The organism is Bacillus pfraonensis (assembly GCF_050768835.1).
Taxonomy (GTDB): Bacteria; Bacillota; Bacilli; order Bacillales; family Bacillaceae_G; genus Bacillus_A; species Bacillus_A pfraonensis.
The window spans coordinates 132,033-148,206 of record NZ_JAHCDO010000004.1 but is presented as its reverse complement, the minus strand read 5'-3'; the positions used below and the strand labels follow the sequence as shown (position 1 = coordinate 148,206).

Annotated in this window: 14 protein-coding genes, 1 riboswitch and 1 other annotated feature; of the genes, 9 read left to right on the top strand and 5 right to left on the bottom strand. The window is 33.9% G+C overall.

Translation table 11 applies throughout. The features are described 5' to 3' along the window. Positions 1 to 54: 54 nt before the first annotated feature. On the bottom strand, positions 55 to 759 hold the full coding sequence (locus KFD70_RS05390) for a class I SAM-dependent methyltransferase (protein ID WP_336451152.1): 705 nt from the start codon (positions 757 to 759) through the stop codon (positions 55 to 57). Beyond that, positions 756 to 1,655, bottom strand: a complete 900-nt coding sequence (locus KFD70_RS05385) for an SMP-30/gluconolactonase/LRE family protein (RefSeq protein WP_336451151.1) — start codon at positions 1,653 to 1,655, stop codon at positions 756 to 758. The genes KFD70_RS05390 and KFD70_RS05385 overlap by 4 nt, the downstream gene beginning before the upstream one ends. Positions 1,656 to 1,783: 128 nt before the next feature. Then, positions 1,784 to 2,041 (top strand) — a binding site (T-box leader). An 84-nt stretch (positions 2,042 to 2,125) separates the two neighbouring features. Here KFD70_RS05385 and lysS point away from each other — a divergent pair. Then, positions 2,126 to 3,685, top strand: coding sequence for a lysine--tRNA ligase (gene lysS / locus KFD70_RS05380; protein ID WP_336451150.1), 1,560 nt, complete (start codon positions 2,126 to 2,128; stop codon positions 3,683 to 3,685). Between the two features lie 144 nt (positions 3,686 to 3,829). Here lysS and KFD70_RS05375 read toward each other — a convergent pair whose 3' ends face one another. The 3 genes from KFD70_RS05375 to KFD70_RS05365 all read right to left on the bottom strand — a co-directional run bounded on the left by KFD70_RS05375 (position 3,830) and on the right by KFD70_RS05365 (position 6,838). Beyond that, a complete protein-coding gene (locus tag KFD70_RS05375; RefSeq protein WP_336451149.1) occupies positions 3,830 to 4,435 on the bottom strand; it encodes a response regulator transcription factor in 606 nt (201 codons plus the stop codon). Between the two features lie 34 nt (positions 4,436 to 4,469). Further along, the gene (locus KFD70_RS05370) at positions 4,470 to 5,588 is read right to left on the bottom strand and encodes a sensor histidine kinase (protein ID WP_336451148.1); all 1,119 of its coding nucleotides are present in this window, start codon (positions 5,586 to 5,588) and stop codon (positions 4,470 to 4,472) included. Positions 5,589 to 5,689: 101 nt separating this feature from the next. Next, positions 5,690 to 6,838 (bottom strand): DUF418 domain-containing protein, encoded by a 1,149-nt coding sequence (locus KFD70_RS05365; RefSeq protein ID WP_336451147.1) that lies wholly within the window; start codon positions 6,836 to 6,838, stop codon positions 5,690 to 5,692. A gap of 209 nt (positions 6,839 to 7,047) precedes the next feature. On the opposite strand from KFD70_RS05365, the gene KFD70_RS05360 reads away from it, so the two are divergent. From KFD70_RS05360 to KFD70_RS05325, 8 genes are all read left to right on the top strand, one after another. Next, positions 7,048 to 7,755, top strand: coding sequence for a response regulator transcription factor (locus KFD70_RS05360; protein ID WP_336451146.1), 708 nt, complete (start codon positions 7,048 to 7,050; stop codon positions 7,753 to 7,755). Beyond that, a complete protein-coding gene (locus KFD70_RS05355; RefSeq protein ID WP_336451145.1) occupies positions 7,752 to 8,735 on the top strand; it encodes a sensor histidine kinase in 984 nt (327 codons plus the stop codon). Before KFD70_RS05360 ends, KFD70_RS05355 begins: the two co-directional genes overlap by 4 nt. Before the next feature lie 144 nt (positions 8,736 to 8,879). Next, positions 8,880 to 9,650: an ABC transporter ATP-binding protein gene (locus KFD70_RS05350; protein WP_174099893.1), complete on the top strand. Its 771-nt coding sequence runs from the start codon at positions 8,880 to 8,882 to the stop codon at positions 9,648 to 9,650. Then, positions 9,625 to 11,562, top strand: a complete 1,938-nt coding sequence (locus KFD70_RS05345) for an ABC transporter permease (RefSeq protein ID WP_336451144.1) — start codon at positions 9,625 to 9,627, stop codon at positions 11,560 to 11,562. Before KFD70_RS05350 ends, KFD70_RS05345 begins: the two co-directional genes overlap by 26 nt. Before the next feature lie 96 nt (positions 11,563 to 11,658). Beyond that, positions 11,659 to 12,339, top strand: a complete 681-nt coding sequence (locus KFD70_RS05340; RefSeq protein ID WP_336451143.1) for a lipoprotein BA_5634 family protein — start codon at positions 11,659 to 11,661, stop codon at positions 12,337 to 12,339. Positions 12,340 to 12,642: 303 nt separating this feature from the next. Continuing rightward, on the top strand, positions 12,643 to 13,830 hold the full coding sequence (locus tag KFD70_RS05335; protein WP_336451401.1) for an esterase/lipase family protein: 1,188 nt from the start codon (positions 12,643 to 12,645) through the stop codon (positions 13,828 to 13,830). 135 nt (positions 13,831 to 13,965) lie between these two features. Next, positions 13,966 to 14,991 (top strand): homoserine dehydrogenase, encoded by a 1,026-nt coding sequence (locus tag KFD70_RS05330; protein WP_336451142.1) that lies wholly within the window; start codon positions 13,966 to 13,968, stop codon positions 14,989 to 14,991. 157 nt (positions 14,992 to 15,148) lie between these two features. After that, the gene (locus KFD70_RS05325) at positions 15,149 to 15,871 is read left to right on the top strand and encodes an MBL fold metallo-hydrolase (RefSeq protein ID WP_336451141.1); all 723 of its coding nucleotides are present in this window, start codon (positions 15,149 to 15,151) and stop codon (positions 15,869 to 15,871) included. A gap of 102 nt (positions 15,872 to 15,973) precedes the next feature. Further along, positions 15,974 to 16,080, top strand: a riboswitch (TPP riboswitch). Positions 16,081 to 16,174: the final 94 nt, after the last annotated feature.

Here is a 16,174-nt window from a genome sequence, read left to right as displayed (position 1 = left end):
AGGCCTTCCACTGTACATATGGATTAAGTGGAAGGCCTTTTTTAATTTTGCAGGTTACACGTTTTGAACAACAAAAGTTACCGCATTTGTTTTTAGCTGAATTGATTTATTGTTACGCATGATGTTATATGTTAAATTTTTAACTTCTATATGGATTTCTTTCCATCTCTTATACATATTTTTAAGTGTATCCAGCATGATTTCAGTAGAAAGATTTATTTCTATTAGCGCCTCAAGTTCTTCATTCGTAGTTAAATCAATTTCTTGAACATTAGAATTTACAATGAGACAATTGATGCCGTTATGTTTCGTCCCATTTTTCATTGATAGAAGTACTTTTTCAAAGGCTTCTTTTGACTGGACATGTTCTAAGCTCGACACTGCAACAATGTAATCATAACTTTCAGGCTGAATATCATAATTTTCAATTTCTGCTTTTATTATTTCGATTGCGTCAAGTACATGGTGTTCTTTACTATTTTCTTTTAACTTTGTTAATGCAGAGTCTAGTAAATCGACACATGTAACTTTCCCGCCATTATCGATTATATTTTGTGCGATTGGAATACTATTTCTTCCGACGCCAGAACCGAGATCGAGTACTTTCACTTGAGCTTTGTTTTCAAAATAACTCATCATATCCATTACTGTTTTTACTGGTTTGTAAAGCCAAGAGCCAGCCTCGAACAATTTATATTGTTCATAACAAAGGTCATGATACTTTTTTTCTTCTTGTCTAATGTACGCTATTTGATTCATTTTTTCACCTGCGATTTCTTATAATTAAACGGATAGGTTTGACAACCTTTAATTTGTGTTTTTATTCGGAATACACCACCAGCATACGGATAAACTTCTAATTGATCCGGATTCATTCTTGTTCTGGCAGTAGTTATATATAATTCTGTTAAATCTGGTCCTCCAAATGTACAGGAAGTTACATTCAGTGCTGGAATAGGAACGGTTAAAACCTTTTCGCCAGTAGTTGGATTCCATCTTGTAATTTTGGCACCGCCCCAATGTGCAATCCATAAAAAGCCTTCTTCATCAATTGTCATGCCATCTGGTAGCCCTTCATCATTAGGAATAGTAATAATATCTATTGGAGTACTAATTGTTCCAGTATGTATATCATAATCAAAGCGAGTGACCTTTTTAGTAGGTGTGTCAATGAAGTAAAGGTATCGATGGTCAGGTGACCAAGCTAAGCCATTGGATGTGTTGACGTGTTTCAATTTCTTTTTCACACTAAAATCAGCATCTAAACAGTAGAGAGAACCAGCTCCATTAATACCATATAAATCTGTAGTTCCAGCCCAAAAGCGACCAGCCGGATCACACTTCCCATCGTTAAAGCGATTTTCTGGCAGATGAGGTTCCGGGTCATGAATAAGCATTAGTTCCTCTGTTTCAAGATTAAGAGAATGGAAACCACGCTCCATAGCTAATATAACTCCGCCAGATGTATCTGGAATGATGCATCCAATTTGTTGGTCAAATGAAATTTCACGATTTATATTTGTAATAGGATTATATATAAACAACTTTTTTTCTAGAATATCAACCCAGTATAGCAGGTGTTTCTGTTCATCCCAACAAGGACCTTCTCCTAAACTCGTTTTAGCATCAATAACTAATTCTAATTTTCCTAACAATGTATTTTTCTCCTTTCTAAAAGGCTAACTTATAAAAATTCGATGAAAATGGTGACAAAACCTTTTATTGCGGAAAAAATTGACAATCATAACATTATAAATTATTATATGGAAAATAACTTATAACAAAAATAGCAATGAAGAGAAGAGTAGTTAAGAATGATTGCATACAGAGAACTCCGGTAGCTGAGAAGGAGGAGTAAGAATCTTAATGAAAAAAGACTTGGAGCTGCGCATGGAACTAATTTATTTAGGGATGATGCGACGGGTTCTCCCGTTATAGAGATAGGGTATAAGCAAATAATTGCCGTACCTGAAGAGATTAATATGGTGACATATTAATAAACTGAGGTGGTACCACGAAGTGAACAACTCTCGTCCTCAAGATGAATAATCTTGGGGGTGGGAGTTTTTTTATTGTATTTAAAAAGAAATTAATAAACAAAAAAATTTATACCGAGGTGAATTATATGCATTGGGCGTATCAAATAGCGCATGAACTGATTCGAAAACACCCAAATAAAGAAATGTTTGTATGCGCATCTGGAATTAGTCCTTCTGGATCTGTTCATATAGGAAACTTTCGAGAAGTTATAACCACTTACTTTGTTGTAAGAGCACTTCAAGATTTAGGAAAAAAAACAAGATTTATATTTTCATGGGATGATTATGACCGCTTTAGAAAAGTTCCTAAAAATATTGATCCATCATTCGAGGAATATATAGGCATGCCATACTGTGATATTCCAGATCCGTATGGTTGCCACAAATCATATGCAGAGCATTTTGAAAAAGAATTTGAAAAATCATTAGAAACTTTTGGTATTGAAGTAGAGTTTATTTATCAGCATCAAGAATATAGAACGGGTCGATATAATCAACATATACTCCAGGCATTAAAACGAAGAAAAGAAATCTATGATGTATTAATAAAATTTAAAACGAGTGAACCAACTGAAGAAGAGCGAGAGAATTTTTATCCAATTACCCTATATTGCGAGCGATGCGAGAAAGATTCAACGAAAATAACAAATTTTGATGAAATATCGGAAACAATCCGATATGAGTGTGAATGTGGAAAGCAAAATACATTAGCAGTAATGCAAACGAATCTTCTAAAATTAAAATGGAAAATTGATTGGCCGATGAGGTGGATGGTGGAAGATGTGATTTTTGAGCCGGGAGGTAGAGATCATTCAGCTGAAACGGGTAGCTACAATGTTTCAAAGGAGATAGCTAGTAAAATTTTTCATTATGAGGCACCGAATTATGTTGCCTACGATTTCATTAGAATAAAAGGGGATAATCAAAAAATGTCCAGTTCCGCTGGGAACATTATTACCCCGAGTGAGTTATTAAATGTATATTTACCAGAGGTCATTCTATTTATGTTTTCAAAATATAAACCAAATGCAGCGTTTCATATTGGTATGGATGAAGATGTAATTCGGAATTATACAGAGTATGAAAGATATAAGGAAAGCTATCAAAACAAAATGTTAAATAATGAAGATCTATGTAATGCATTGAAACTTTCAAGAACGAATACTGAAAAAGTTAAACTACCAAAGTTTAATCAAGTAGCAGGTATCTTACCATTAGTGAATTTTGATAATCAAATTTTACAGGAAGTATTAGTAAAAACGGATGAAGACTATAACTTGATTGACATCATGAAAATAAGTAACCGTGTAGAACACTGGATTCGAAATTTACAGCCTCAAAAACTAATCGAAGCAAATCAAGGGAAAAATTGGGAGTTTTACGAAACATTAGAAGATGAACAGAGAAAATGGATTTTAGAAGTTTGTGAACTGGTTCGTATGAATGCAGATAGTTCAAATTTAATGGAACAAATATATGCAATTTGTCAGAATGAAAATAAAAAGATAATGAAAGAGAATCAAAAATTACTTTTTAGAATCATTTATAGACTTGTTATTAATCATCCAAGCGGTCCACGAATACCACTACTTATAGATGCAATAGGCGTTGAAAAAGTTGTTTCATTATTAGATTTTTGTGAGTAATTAGGATAGGGACTACCTTAAGTGAAAATTATGGTATTAAACTATGTATGAGGTGATTAATAACATACAAAACATTTTATACTATATTTTAAAAGAGAGGAAAGGGGATGTAAAAGCATCCCTTTTTCTACACTACATCTTACATCATATCCATCCTTTTTCATCAGCAATACGGATAGCTTGAAACCTTGATTCCGCTTCAAGTTTTTGCATAGCGGATGATAGATAGTTTCTAACAGTCCCGTTTGTTAAATACAATGTTCTGCCGATTTCTCTCGTTGTCATTCCGTTTTTAACCATACGGAGTATTTCTGCTTCACGGTCAGTTAGTGGGTTATCTTCTTTTAAAAACAATGTAGCAGCTAAGTCTGTACTCACTAGACGTTCTCCGTTCATTACTTTACGAATAGATTCAATAAGAAAGTCAATCGGTTCGTCCTTTAATAAATATGCTTCTACTTTTGCGTCCATCGCTTTTTGTAAATATCCTGGACGAGCAAAAGTTGTAACGATCATTATTTTACAAGGGTGCCTTATAGTTCTTAATTTGTCGGCAATTTCTAGTCCAGTAATGTCTGGGATTTCAATATCAAGAAGGCATACATCAGGTTGTTGACCCAAAATAATATCCCAGGCATCTTGTCCATTTGAAACTTCTGCGATTACTTCGATATCATCTTCTAGCTTTAATAAAGAAACGAGTGCTCCGCGAAGCATCTTTTGATCTTCCGCAATTACGATACGAATCATTTCACTTCCGCCTTTCTTTTCTCAATTTACAAAGCTAATTTATTTTTCTTATATTTGCTGAAATCGGTATTTTTAATAGAATTGTTGTCCCGTTGTTTCGTAATGTATGTATATCTACGTTGCCTTGCAATATCTTCATTCGCTCTTGAATGGATTGAATCCCAAAACCAAGCGAATCATGTTGGAAACCAATTCCGTCATCACTTATTTTGATTTGATGCCATTTTCCGTCTGTTTCTTGAATAATTGTGCATTGTTTTGCTTGACTATGTCTTAAAAGGTTTGTGACGGCTTCTCTTATAGAGAGAGCAATCATTGTTTCTGCAACATTTGAAAGCAAAGGTGCATTTCCAGCTGTTTTCATAGTGAACTGGATGCCGGCTGTATGTAATAGCTCTTGTACATGAGCTAATTCACTTTCTATTGATATGTATTTCATATCAGTAACAAGTTCACGTACTTGTTTTAATGCAAAACGTGATGTATCTAAAATATCATTTAATTCTTGTTTTGCTTGTAGTGGATCCTTTTCTATTAATCGTATTGTCAGTTCACTTTTCAGTTTAATCATTGTTAATGTTTGTCCGAGTGTATCATGAAGGTCTCTTGCGATGCGGTGTCTTTCTTCTTCTTGAATATATCTTTCAATTTGAGAGTTTGCGACGCTCAGCTCTTTTTGTAAAGACTTCGCTTTTTCACGAATATGGATAACAATTGGCTGTACAAGTTGAAGAATAAAAGCAAGAAGAAATGAAGTTTTTAATATGTAAAAAGGGTGACCAAAGGTATACCAACTAACTAGAAAAAACATCATTGCGATACCGACTGTACCGATGCCGATATACAATTTAGATTGGGCTCTTCCTAATAAATTTCCGATGATAAAACCATATAAAAGTAGCCATGATTCGATGAGTATTGCAAGTAGTGCAAATAATACGCAGCTACATAAACTGGAAAGGAGAAGGCGCCAATCTCTATACCACAATTCGAAATAAAAAGATAATAAAACGAGCAGTAAAAGAACAATTTTTAAGAATAAGTTAACGCTCGTTTCTGCTCGAATTACATTGTAAATTAAAAGGACAATAAAAATAACATCTAAGTATAAGTACTTTTCGATTTGATCGTGTGGATAAATTTTTTTTAACATTCCACTATCCTCCTACAAAGAGGGAATAAGGCCTTGTAATAAGTCCTATTTTAGGTTAAAGCTCACAAGAACGTGAAAGGAGAATTCTTAGTGAAATCCCACTAAGAATCCTTCATTAAACCAGCTGTGTATCTTCGAGCGGCCTCCATTGGACCAAATTTAAATCTAGCTAGCCAAAATGTTGCAAAGTAAATTTCAAATAGGCAGATGCAGAGCCAAATAAAGACAATCGATAATGAAGTCACTTTCCCGCCAAAGCCGAAGCCCCAACCGTAAAAGAGTATAGAAGAGAGGATGTTTTGAAGAACATAACAGCTAAGAGACATTTTTCCTACGTTTTCAAGGCGCTGCCATAGCCAAAAGTCTTCAAATCCTTCTATCATTTTAGCAATCAATGCAATATACAAAATAGAAAAGAAAGGTGCAAATAAATAGCGAACTGGTAAATCAAAGATACCGCCTGGAATAAAGATTAACAGATTGAGAGGGACACCAATCACAATTCCGATTTTTAGCATTTTTGTACGAATTCTTTTCCCATTTTCATCAGGGGAAAAGGCTCCAGCACGCATAAGACGTATTCCTAATAAGAAAAGAAAAATATTCATTGGGATAACAAAAATGACTTCTATTCGATTCAAAATAAAGTTTGTTAGTCGATAGTGAATTTGTTCGAACCAAGTTCCATTGCTATAAAGTGCTACAACTTCATTAGCGCTACCTAATGAAATGTTGATTCCTGTAAATTTTAAATACATAAATATAGCAAGAATCAAAAGCATAACAGTTCCATGAAAGATACCTATTATCTTCATAGCTCGATGAATCCATTTATCACCACGTTTAATCATAAAAGCAACAATCATTGCGGTTATTCCATAGCTCATTAAAATATCATATTCCATAACAAGAGTGAAATGAATGAAACCTTCTAATAAAAGTAGAAAAGAAGTCCATAGGTAAACACCAGGCCATGTATTGCCTTTTCGTAAAGATTGTTGATATTTCAATTCAAGTCCTACACCAAACATGATTGTTAATAAACCAAGAAGTTTCCCGTTTACTAAAAATAAGAAGAAAAGCCGAATGAAATCATTAAGTGACGCCCACCAAATTGCATGATCAAACGTAAAAATATAAGAAAGATCTCCTAGATATGCAAAAATCCAAATGTTTGTACCGAGTGTTCCTAACACAGCGAAACCCCTTAATATATCAAGCAAACGAATTCTTTTGTTGTTATTTCTCATTGTTTTCCTCTTTTCTTATAATTTTGTCATTATTGTATCTTTAAAAAGGAATTTTTTATATGCACAGGTGTCAGTTAAAGGAAATGACACCTGTCATATAGGTGAAGAAATGAAGTATTTAAATAGTCATGCAATGAATTCTTAAAAATAAGTACGAAAAAATATGGTAGTATATGCTTACGTAGAGATTATAAGAAAGGAATGAAAAAATGGTTAAAATTATGATTGTGGAAGATGATCCTAAAATCGCAGAATTATTATCTTCTTACATCGAAAAATATGGGTATCAAGGAATTGTTATCGTCGATTTTCAACGCGTATTAGATGTTTTTTTACAAGCAAAACCAGACTTGGTGTTATTAGATATTAATTTACCAAGTTTTGATGGCTATTATTGGTGTAGGCAAATTCGTGCTGTTTCTACGTGTCCCATTTTATTTATTTCAGCTCGTGAAGGTACGATGGATCAAGTCATGGCTTTAGAAAATGGCGGGGATGATTATATACCAAAGCCGTTTCATTATGAAGTTGTAATGGCGAAAATTCGTAGTCAACTAAGACGTGCATATGGAGATTATGCACCAAAAATAGAAGAGCGAATGATTGAGCAGCAAGGATTTACTTTATTTCCAGAGCGCTTAGTATTACAATTGCGCAGTCAAGAAGTTGATGTAACAAGAAATGAAGCGATTTTGTTAGAGATGCTAATGAAAAATTATCCGCGTGTTGTAAGTAGGGAAGTATTATTAAATAAGCTTTGGGATAGTGAATCTTACGTTGATGATAATACGTTAAGCGTCAACACAACGCGTGTTCGTAAAAAACTCCAAGCATTAGGAATTCGAGAGGCGATTGAAACAATTCGGAGTGTTGGCTATCGTTTACATATTACATGGGAAAATGGTGGGAGAAAATGATAAAACTGTTTCTACGAGAACATATCCCGCTTCTATGTTTTACAGCTTTCCAGCTCATCGCTATTTTTCTTGTGTATTGGTTTGATGGCTATCGCCATGTAACCACCGCGCTTTATGCAATGTTTTTAGGAGTATGTTTTTTACTTGCTTATTTATTATATCGCTATTTTACTCATAAGTCTTTTTATGAAAGGTTAGCAAATCCGATGCAATCATTAGATGAATCTGTACAAAAATCTGACTTCTCCCCTTTGTCAACTGCATTGCATGAGTTATTAGAAGTACAATATCGTCATTATCAGAATCAATTACAAGTGCAGGAACGTAAAAATGAGGAACATTTAACTTTTATGAATCAATGGATTCACCAAATGAAAACACCTTTATCTGTTATTGAATTAATGACACAAGATGAAGTTGACCCTCGATTTGTTAGTATTAACGAAGAAGCAGATAAACTAAAAAAAGGGTTAGAAATGGCTTTATATGTTGCGCGGCTAGAAACTTTCACACAAGATTTCTACGTAGAAAGAGTGCAATTATATAATTTAGTAAACGAAGCAATACATGAACATAAGCGCTTTTTTATTCGGAATTTTGTATATCCAGAAGTCAAAATAGAAAAAGACATCGTTGTAGAAAGTGACGTGAAGTGGCTTCGATTTTTAGTTGGTCAAATTTTATCTAATGCAATTAAGTATTCAGCCGGTAGTAGAGAAAAAATTATAATAAAAGCATATAGTGTAGATAAGACCGTCACCTTAGAAGTAAGAGATTTTGGAGTAGGCATACCAAAACAAGATATGCCACGTGTGTTTCAACCTTTCTTTACAGGAGAAAATGGTAGAGATTTCAAAGAATCTACTGGGATGGGTTTATACCTCGTATATGAAATTGCGAAACAGTTAGGTCATCAAGTAGAAATACATTCTGAAGTTGGAAAAGGTACAACTGTAAGAATTATTTTTTACACTTCATAAAAAAGCTGATGAAATAGACTTTTTCATCAGCTTTTTTAGAAATCTTACAAAGTTGTAAGGTGAATGAAAGACGAATCAATATGAGATGTAAGATAACTCCTTTACACTTTAAACTAAGCAGAATAAATGAAGGGAGAATGTGGTATGGAAATATTGCAGGCGAAAGGAATTAGTAAAGTATATAAGGGGAAAGTTCCTTATAAAGCTCTTGCTGATATTGATTTATCTATTCAAGAAGGTGAGTTTGTTGGTATTATGGGTCCGTCTGGTAGTGGGAAAACAACATTGTTAAATATGGTATCTACGATTGATTCACCAACATCAGGAAACATTTTAATAAATGGGATGAATCCTTTTCAGCTGTCATCTGAAAAACTAGCATTATTCCGTCGACAACAGCTAGGATTTGTTTTTCAGTCTTTTAATCTTCTCAGTACACTTACCGTAAAAGAAAATATTGTGTTGCCAATGACGTTAGATGGAGTGGCTGTAAAGGAAATGAATAAGCGGGTAGAAGAAGTTGCAGAAAAGTTAGGCATTCTGGATATTTTGCATAAAAGAACATATGAAATTTCAGGTGGTCAAGCACAGCGAACCGCAATTGCTCGTGCAATCATTCATAAACCACAATTGTTATTAGCGGATGAACCTACGGGAAATTTAGATTCTAAGTCTTCGAATGATGTGATGAGTATGTTAGAAGAACTGAATAAGAAAGAACGTGCAACCATGATGCTTGTTACTCATGATCCATATGCAGCAAGTTATTGTAGTCGCGTTATCTTTATTAAAGACGGTGAATTGTATAATGAAATTTATTGCGGTGAAAGTAGACAAGCTTTTTATCAAAAAATTATGGATGTTCTCTCGTTGTTAGGAGGGAAAAGACATGACTTTTCGTCAATTCGCATTTAATAATGTTTTCCGTAATAAACGGACGTACGCCGCTCATTTTTTAAGTAGTACATTTTCTATTATGATTTTCTTTACGTATGCGCTTTTATTATTTCACCCTGATTTAACTGGTGAGTTAAAATCGACAAGTGAAACGATAAGTGAACTTGGTACAATTGGATTTAGGATCTCACAAAGCTTGATTTTTGTGTTTTCATTTTTCTTTATCTTATATTCAGTAAGCTCATTTTTAAAAACACGTAAAAAAGAGTTTGGCATTTTAATGATGCAAGGAATGTCTATAAGACAGTTGAAAAAGTTAGTGCTTATTGAAAATATGTTAATTGGATTTGGTTCAATCTTTATAGGCATTATGATTGGCCTTATATTTTCCAAGTTGGTACTACTTATTAGTGCAAGTATTTTAATGATTAACAAGGGACTACCTTTTTATATTCCAATTCAAGCGATTCTACTAACTATTGTTACATTCCTTATCTTATTTTTAATTGTATCACTTGTTACTTTTAAGATGATTAAAGTAACTGAACTTGTGGAACTTATTCAAGCAGAAGAAAAACCAAAGCCTGAACCGAAAGCTTCTATTATTTTATCGCTTCTATCATTTGTTAGTATCAGTTCTGGATATGGAATCGTACTGTATATTATCTTTAGAAGAATCATCTCTTTTCCGTTATTAGGATTAGGTGTGTTATTGGTTATAATTGGTACATATTTTCTGTATACGCAATGCAGTGTTTTTCTATTGCAAGCTGCCAAAAAGCGGGAATCTTTATTTTTAAAGAAAACAAATATACTAACGTTTTCAGAGTTAATATATCGAATGAAAGATAATGCAATGATGTTTTTTATTGTGTCTATCATTTCGGCAGTCGCGTTCACTGCAATTGGAACTACTGCTGCACTTGGAAATAAAGAACTGTCAAGAATGACCAATCCGTATACGTTTACCTATATGAGTTTTGAAGACAATAAGATGGAAAATGAGCACCTTGCTTTAATTAAGAAATATCTTAATGAGGCAAATATTGCTTATCGACTGGGTTCTGCCTCTACTAAATATACAGAAAGCGATGTTTCTGTTATGAAATTAAGTGAATATAATGATCTTGCGAAGTCTCTTGGCTACCAAAAAGAAACGCTTGATAGAGAAGATGAAATTTTGCTAGTTCCAGGGTGGATAGCGCAAAAACAAGAGTTTGAAAATAATCAATTTAAAAAGGAAATTGAAGTGATTCATGGGGATTGGATGAAAACATTTCATGTAAAGAAAGCTGTAAAGAACTTGGTTCTACCACATGAAGTAGGAAATACTTTAATTGCAGTACAAGACCAAGTATATGATAAAGTTCCATTCATTGCTCGTGAGGATATCACGTTCTCTAAAGAGCGTATTTACGGATTTGTTGTAGATGATTGGATGAGAACAAAGGAAATTTCACATCAATTAAATAACATATTGGGTATAGAGAATGGAGAGCGTAGCTTTTATTTTGAAGCTTTAGCATTGCAGTGGTTACAAGCGAAACAAACAAACGGATTGTTACTTATGGCGAGTGTTTTAGTAGGAATTGTCTTTTTTACATTTGCAGCGAGCTTTATTTATTTCCGTTTATATACAGATTTAGACCGGGATCAACAACAATATAAAATGATTTCAAAAATGGGATTAAGTAAGCGAGAACTAAAAGGTGTTGTAACAAGACAGTTGTTAATCATGTTCTTTTTACCAATTGTTGTTGCGGTAATTCATACTGCAGTTGCATATACCGCACTGCAACAATTAGTGGATTTTTCTATTTTAAATAGTTCAATTATCATCTTAATTTCATTTGTATGTATACAAATCTTGTATTTTTTTATGACTCGTTGGCGTTACTTACAAAAACTTTATAGGACTATGGATCAGTAAAATATGACTATTAAGTTTTGATTGTATCAAAGGTAAATGGAAAATAACCATAATGAGTATACTTGAAAATTAATTTAGACAATGAAAGGAGTCATAATGAGAAAAACAATATCTTTTTTTATATTAATTGTCCTGATTGTCATAAGCCTAAGTGCCTGTTCTTCCTCTGAAGAAAATAAACGGCCTGCGAACGGGATGATAATGATTGGAGACGAACAATTTACTTTACCTATTTTTGAACGTTACAAAGAAAATATAGAAGAAAAAGAAGTATTTGAAGTGAAAACGGGCGTTTTTGGTGAAAATAAAGTGCTTATTATAGATGAAACAACAGCGCAAGCTATGATAAAAGATCGAATTTTGCGGAAGAATGATATGAATAATCGCTCCGGTTATACTTCTATAAAAAAATTACCGGAAATCCCAAAAGAAGCTTCGCTATTATTTACACATGAAGAGGAAAAACATATTACAAGTATCGATTTAAACAGTAAAGAAATTCCTGTTTCATATGACAGCGATGCTTGGATTGGAAATTCTCGTGATTATAAGTCTCAATGGTATCTTATTGTTGCAAAAAAGGATGTATATAGAAAGATAAAAGCGGATGAAACAAAGTTACAGATTATTCACTTCAAAAAATTATTGGGTTACGAAAAGCCTAAAATGTCGACAGATAATACATTAAAAACTGAATATTTAAAGATAAAAAGGCAAGTCAAAGATTTTCATAAATTAATATCGGTCAAATTTGTTACTTTTGAGGATGAAGGTTAAAAGGGAAAGGGAATTGTCAACAAAACTTTATCAACTATGTAATATTTCATAATAGATAGACAATTCAAATAATATTGTTTACATTATTTTTAAGTTAATAAATGTGATAGAGAATTGGAGATCCACATTATATAGCCATTGCAAATTGCGTTGGTATATCTTTGTGGATCTTTTTTCTATCACATAAGAAGGAGGTAGAATTGAAAGCGTTTTATTAGGGATGTAGAGAAAAAGAAAAGGGGATGTAAAATGAAAAGATTACTTTGGGGATTATTAATTTTATGTTGTATCGCTTCGAGTGTAATGCTACCGATGCCAATACAAGCAGAAGAAGGGAAGAAAAATAACAATCCGATTATTCTTGTACATGGTTTTACAGGATGGGGCAGAGATGAATTATTGGGTGTAAAGTATTGGGGTGGTGTTCACGATATTCAAGAAAATTTAAAGAGAGATGGATACAATGTTCATACTGCCGCTGTTGGGCCGTTATCAAGTAACTGGGATCGTGCTTGTGAGTTATACGCTCAAATCAATGGTGGAACAGTAGATTATGGAGCAGCTCATGCCGAAAAACATGGACACGATCGATATGGAAGAACATATACAGGGTTTGTTCAAAATTGGAGTGAGACAAATAAGCTTCATTTAGTAGGACATAGTATGGGAGGACAAACAATACGTACGCTAGTCCAATTGTTAAAAGAAGGGAATCAAGAAGAGAGAGAATATGTAAAACAACATGCTGATGTGAAAATGTCTCCGTTGTTTCAGGGAGGAAAATCATACGTTCATAGTGTAACGACATTAGCCACTCCTCACAATGGGACAACCCTTGCAGATGGAAGTTTACTCTTGCCAGCTGTAAAGCAATTACTCGTCGCAACTGCTGGAGTTGGAGAAAATAACAATCTATCACTATACGATTTTAAATTGGATCAATGGGGAATTAAAAAAAGAGCTGGGGAATCATTTTATCAATATTCAAACCGTGTCTTAAATAGTTCCATTTTGAAGGATACAAAAGATATAAGCCAATGGGATTTAAGTACAGATGGAGCAAAGGAATTGAACACTTGGGTAAAAGCGCAACCAGATGTATATTATTTTTCTTACAGTGGACATGCAACACAAGTAGCACCTATAACGGGAATTCATTTACCGCACATCACCATGAATAAGGCACTGATGGGAAATGCAATTTTCTTAGGGTCATATGCAAGATACGAACAGAATCGTACATTCATTGATTCATCCTGGTGGGAAAATGACGGAGTAGTAAATACAAACTCTATGGTAGGACCATCAACTGATGTGGTTATAAATAATAGTAGTGCGCCAGAACTTGGGAAATGGAATCATATTGAGACAAAACAAAACTGGGATCACCTCGATATGGTTGGATTAAGTGTCTCGGATTCCTTAGGGTTCTCTGATATTAATGCTTTTTACCGAAAGATTGCTGAAAAGCTATCCAATTTACCGAAATAACTGGCTTCATATTTATATTGAAATGTAGCAGCTCCTTCAAATTTTTTTGAGGGAGTTTTCTTTCGTGAATCACATCATATTTTCGGAGTATAATGGAGTTAACATTAAAATAGCACAATAGTTTGAGGTGATGATGTGAGAGTTAACATAGTAATATCTGGATATGGAACTGTTGGAAAAGAGTTTGTAAGATTGGTATTTGAGAAAGCTTTATATATAAATGAGATGTACGGTATCGAACTTGTCCTTACTGGAGTTATGGGAAGTACAGTCAATCTCTTTAGCGCCAAAGGTTTACATATTAAAGAATTATTAACTTATGGTACAGGTTCTAATGCATTGGAGAGATATCTCAAAAACTATCCACTCGATAAAAGTGAAAAAATGCCTTTTGGTCATGTATTAATAGAATCAACACCAACTAATCTTCAAACAGGTGAACCTGGAAGAACATATATTGAAACAGCGATTGAAAATCATATGGATGTAGTCGCTATTTCAAAAGGTGCACTCGTTAGCGCATGGAAAGAAATAAAGCAAAAAGCAACGAAAGCTAACGTACGTATTCGTTATAGTGGTGCAACTGCAGCTGCGCTCCCTACATTAGATATTGGACAATTTAGTTTAGCAGGGTGCCAAATTGAAAGTATAGAAGGTATTTTAAATGGAACAACAAATTATATTCTTACAAAGATGTACGAAAAAGATGTAACATTTGAGGAAGCACTGCATCAAGCGCAGCAAAAAGGAATCGCTGAAACAAACCCATCATTAGACGTAAGTGGAATGGACAGTGCCTGTAAACTATTATTGTTAGCGAACAGTTTATTTCAGTCAGAATACTCTCTTGATTACGTAAATGTAAATGGGATAGAGGGTATTACGAAACAAGATATAGAGAAAGCAAAAGCACAAGGTAAATCTCTAAAACTAATTGGAGCGGCATATAGAGACCATTCAGGGAACCCTAAACTTGAAGTATGTCCGCGTGAAATAGGGAAAGAGCATCCTTTAGCTCATGTAAATGGAACGGAAAAAGGAATCACTTTTCATACTGATACGATGGGAAGAGTTACTTCAATCGGGGGAGCCTCGAACCCAAGAGCAGCAGCAGCGGCAGCTCTGAAAGATTTAATTAATTTGTATCGGAAAGATGTGTGATGAAAAATTCTGGTTGTAGATCAAATAAAGAAATTTGACAAATAAATATTTTTGTGTTATGATTATAAATTTAGTGTTTGATTAAATATCCTTAACGTGATACATTTTAGTAAGTGAAATACCTTCACTAATTTATGTATCGAGGGAGACGTGTAATATGAAAATAGAAAACGGTTTAGCGGTGTTAAAATTAAAAATTCAAGAATTCGAATTAAATCCCACGTTACTTTGGGATGAAAAAGAAGCTATATTAATCGATACTGGTATGCCAGGCCAATTAGAAGGGATTCGTGATGCAATGATTGGTATTGGTGTCCCTTTTGAACAATTACAAGCAGTTATTTTAACCCATCAAGATATAGACCATATTGGAAGTCTTCCTGAAATACAGCAGAAGGCAGGCCATTCTATTGAAGTATACGCACATGAATTAGACAAGCCATATATTGAAGGACAAGTGCATTTAATGAAAACGGATCCAAGTAAAATGAGTAAAGACAAATGGGATGCACTTCCAGAAGTTATGCAATTTCTATATGAAAATCCTCCGACGGCAAAAGTAAATCGGACATTAGAAGACGGAGAAAGACTACCATTTTTCGGAGGCATTGAAGTGATTCATACACCAGGGCATACTCCGGGACATATTAGTTTATATAGTGAAAAATATAAAACATTAATTGCGGGCGACGCGATAGTATGCGTTGGTGGAAACTTAAAAGGACCTGTTCCGCATACAACGCCAGACATGGATACAGCTACAAAATCGCTTAGAAGATTTTTAGAATTTGATATTGAGACGGTGATTTGTTATCACGGTGGTGTTTGTAATTTGAATGTGAAGGAGCAAATAGCGAGATTAGTAGAAGAGGATTGCTAACATTTTCGTGCCTATATGTTAGCGATATTGAATTTACAAATAATATTTGATAGTATTCTAGAATATGTTATGATTAATATCAAAGTTAAATAGTTATATATATTTATCCACTAGGGGGGCCTTTTAAAGGCTGAGATCAAAAAATATCTTTGAAACCCTTAGGACCTGATCTGGGTAATACCAGCGTAGGGAAGTGGAAGTGACAGAATATGATATTTTTTTAAATATTGATAATGTCCAGTCCGCTTTCTTTACGTGTGTGTAAAGAAAGCTTTTTTATTTTGCGCACCTACTTGAAGTGAG

What these genes read in the sequence shown, in the direction of transcription:
- KFD70_RS05390 (WP_336451152.1), bottom strand. Translation starts at nt 759, where the DNA reads ATGAATCAAATAGCGTACATTAGACAAGAAGAAAAAAAGTATCATGAC.
- lysS (WP_336451150.1), top strand. Translation starts at nt 2,126, where the DNA reads ATGCATTGGGCGTATCAAATAGCGCATGAACTGATTCGAAAACACCCA.
- KFD70_RS05375 (WP_336451149.1), bottom strand. Translation starts at nt 4,435, where the DNA reads ATGATTCGTATCGTAATTGCGGAAGATCAAAAGATGCTTCGCGGAGCA.
- KFD70_RS05370 (WP_336451148.1), bottom strand. Translation starts at nt 5,588, where the DNA reads ATGTTAAAAAAAATTTATCCACACGATCAAATCGAAAAGTACTTATAC.
- KFD70_RS05365 (WP_336451147.1), bottom strand. Translation starts at nt 6,838, where the DNA reads ATGAGAAATAACAACAAAAGAATTCGTTTGCTTGATATATTAAGGGGT.
- KFD70_RS05360 (WP_336451146.1), top strand. Translation starts at nt 7,048, where the DNA reads ATGGTTAAAATTATGATTGTGGAAGATGATCCTAAAATCGCAGAATTA.
- KFD70_RS05355 (WP_336451145.1), top strand. Translation starts at nt 7,752, where the DNA reads ATGATAAAACTGTTTCTACGAGAACATATCCCGCTTCTATGTTTTACA.
- KFD70_RS05350 (WP_174099893.1), top strand. Translation starts at nt 8,880, where the DNA reads ATGGAAATATTGCAGGCGAAAGGAATTAGTAAAGTATATAAGGGGAAA.
- KFD70_RS05345 (WP_336451144.1), top strand. Translation starts at nt 9,625, where the DNA reads ATGACTTTTCGTCAATTCGCATTTAATAATGTTTTCCGTAATAAACGG.
- KFD70_RS05340 (WP_336451143.1), top strand. Translation starts at nt 11,659, where the DNA reads ATGAGAAAAACAATATCTTTTTTTATATTAATTGTCCTGATTGTCATA.
- KFD70_RS05335 (WP_336451401.1), top strand. Translation starts at nt 12,643, where the DNA reads ATGCTACCGATGCCAATACAAGCAGAAGAAGGGAAGAAAAATAACAAT.
- KFD70_RS05325 (WP_336451141.1), top strand. Translation starts at nt 15,149, where the DNA reads ATGAAAATAGAAAACGGTTTAGCGGTGTTAAAATTAAAAATTCAAGAA.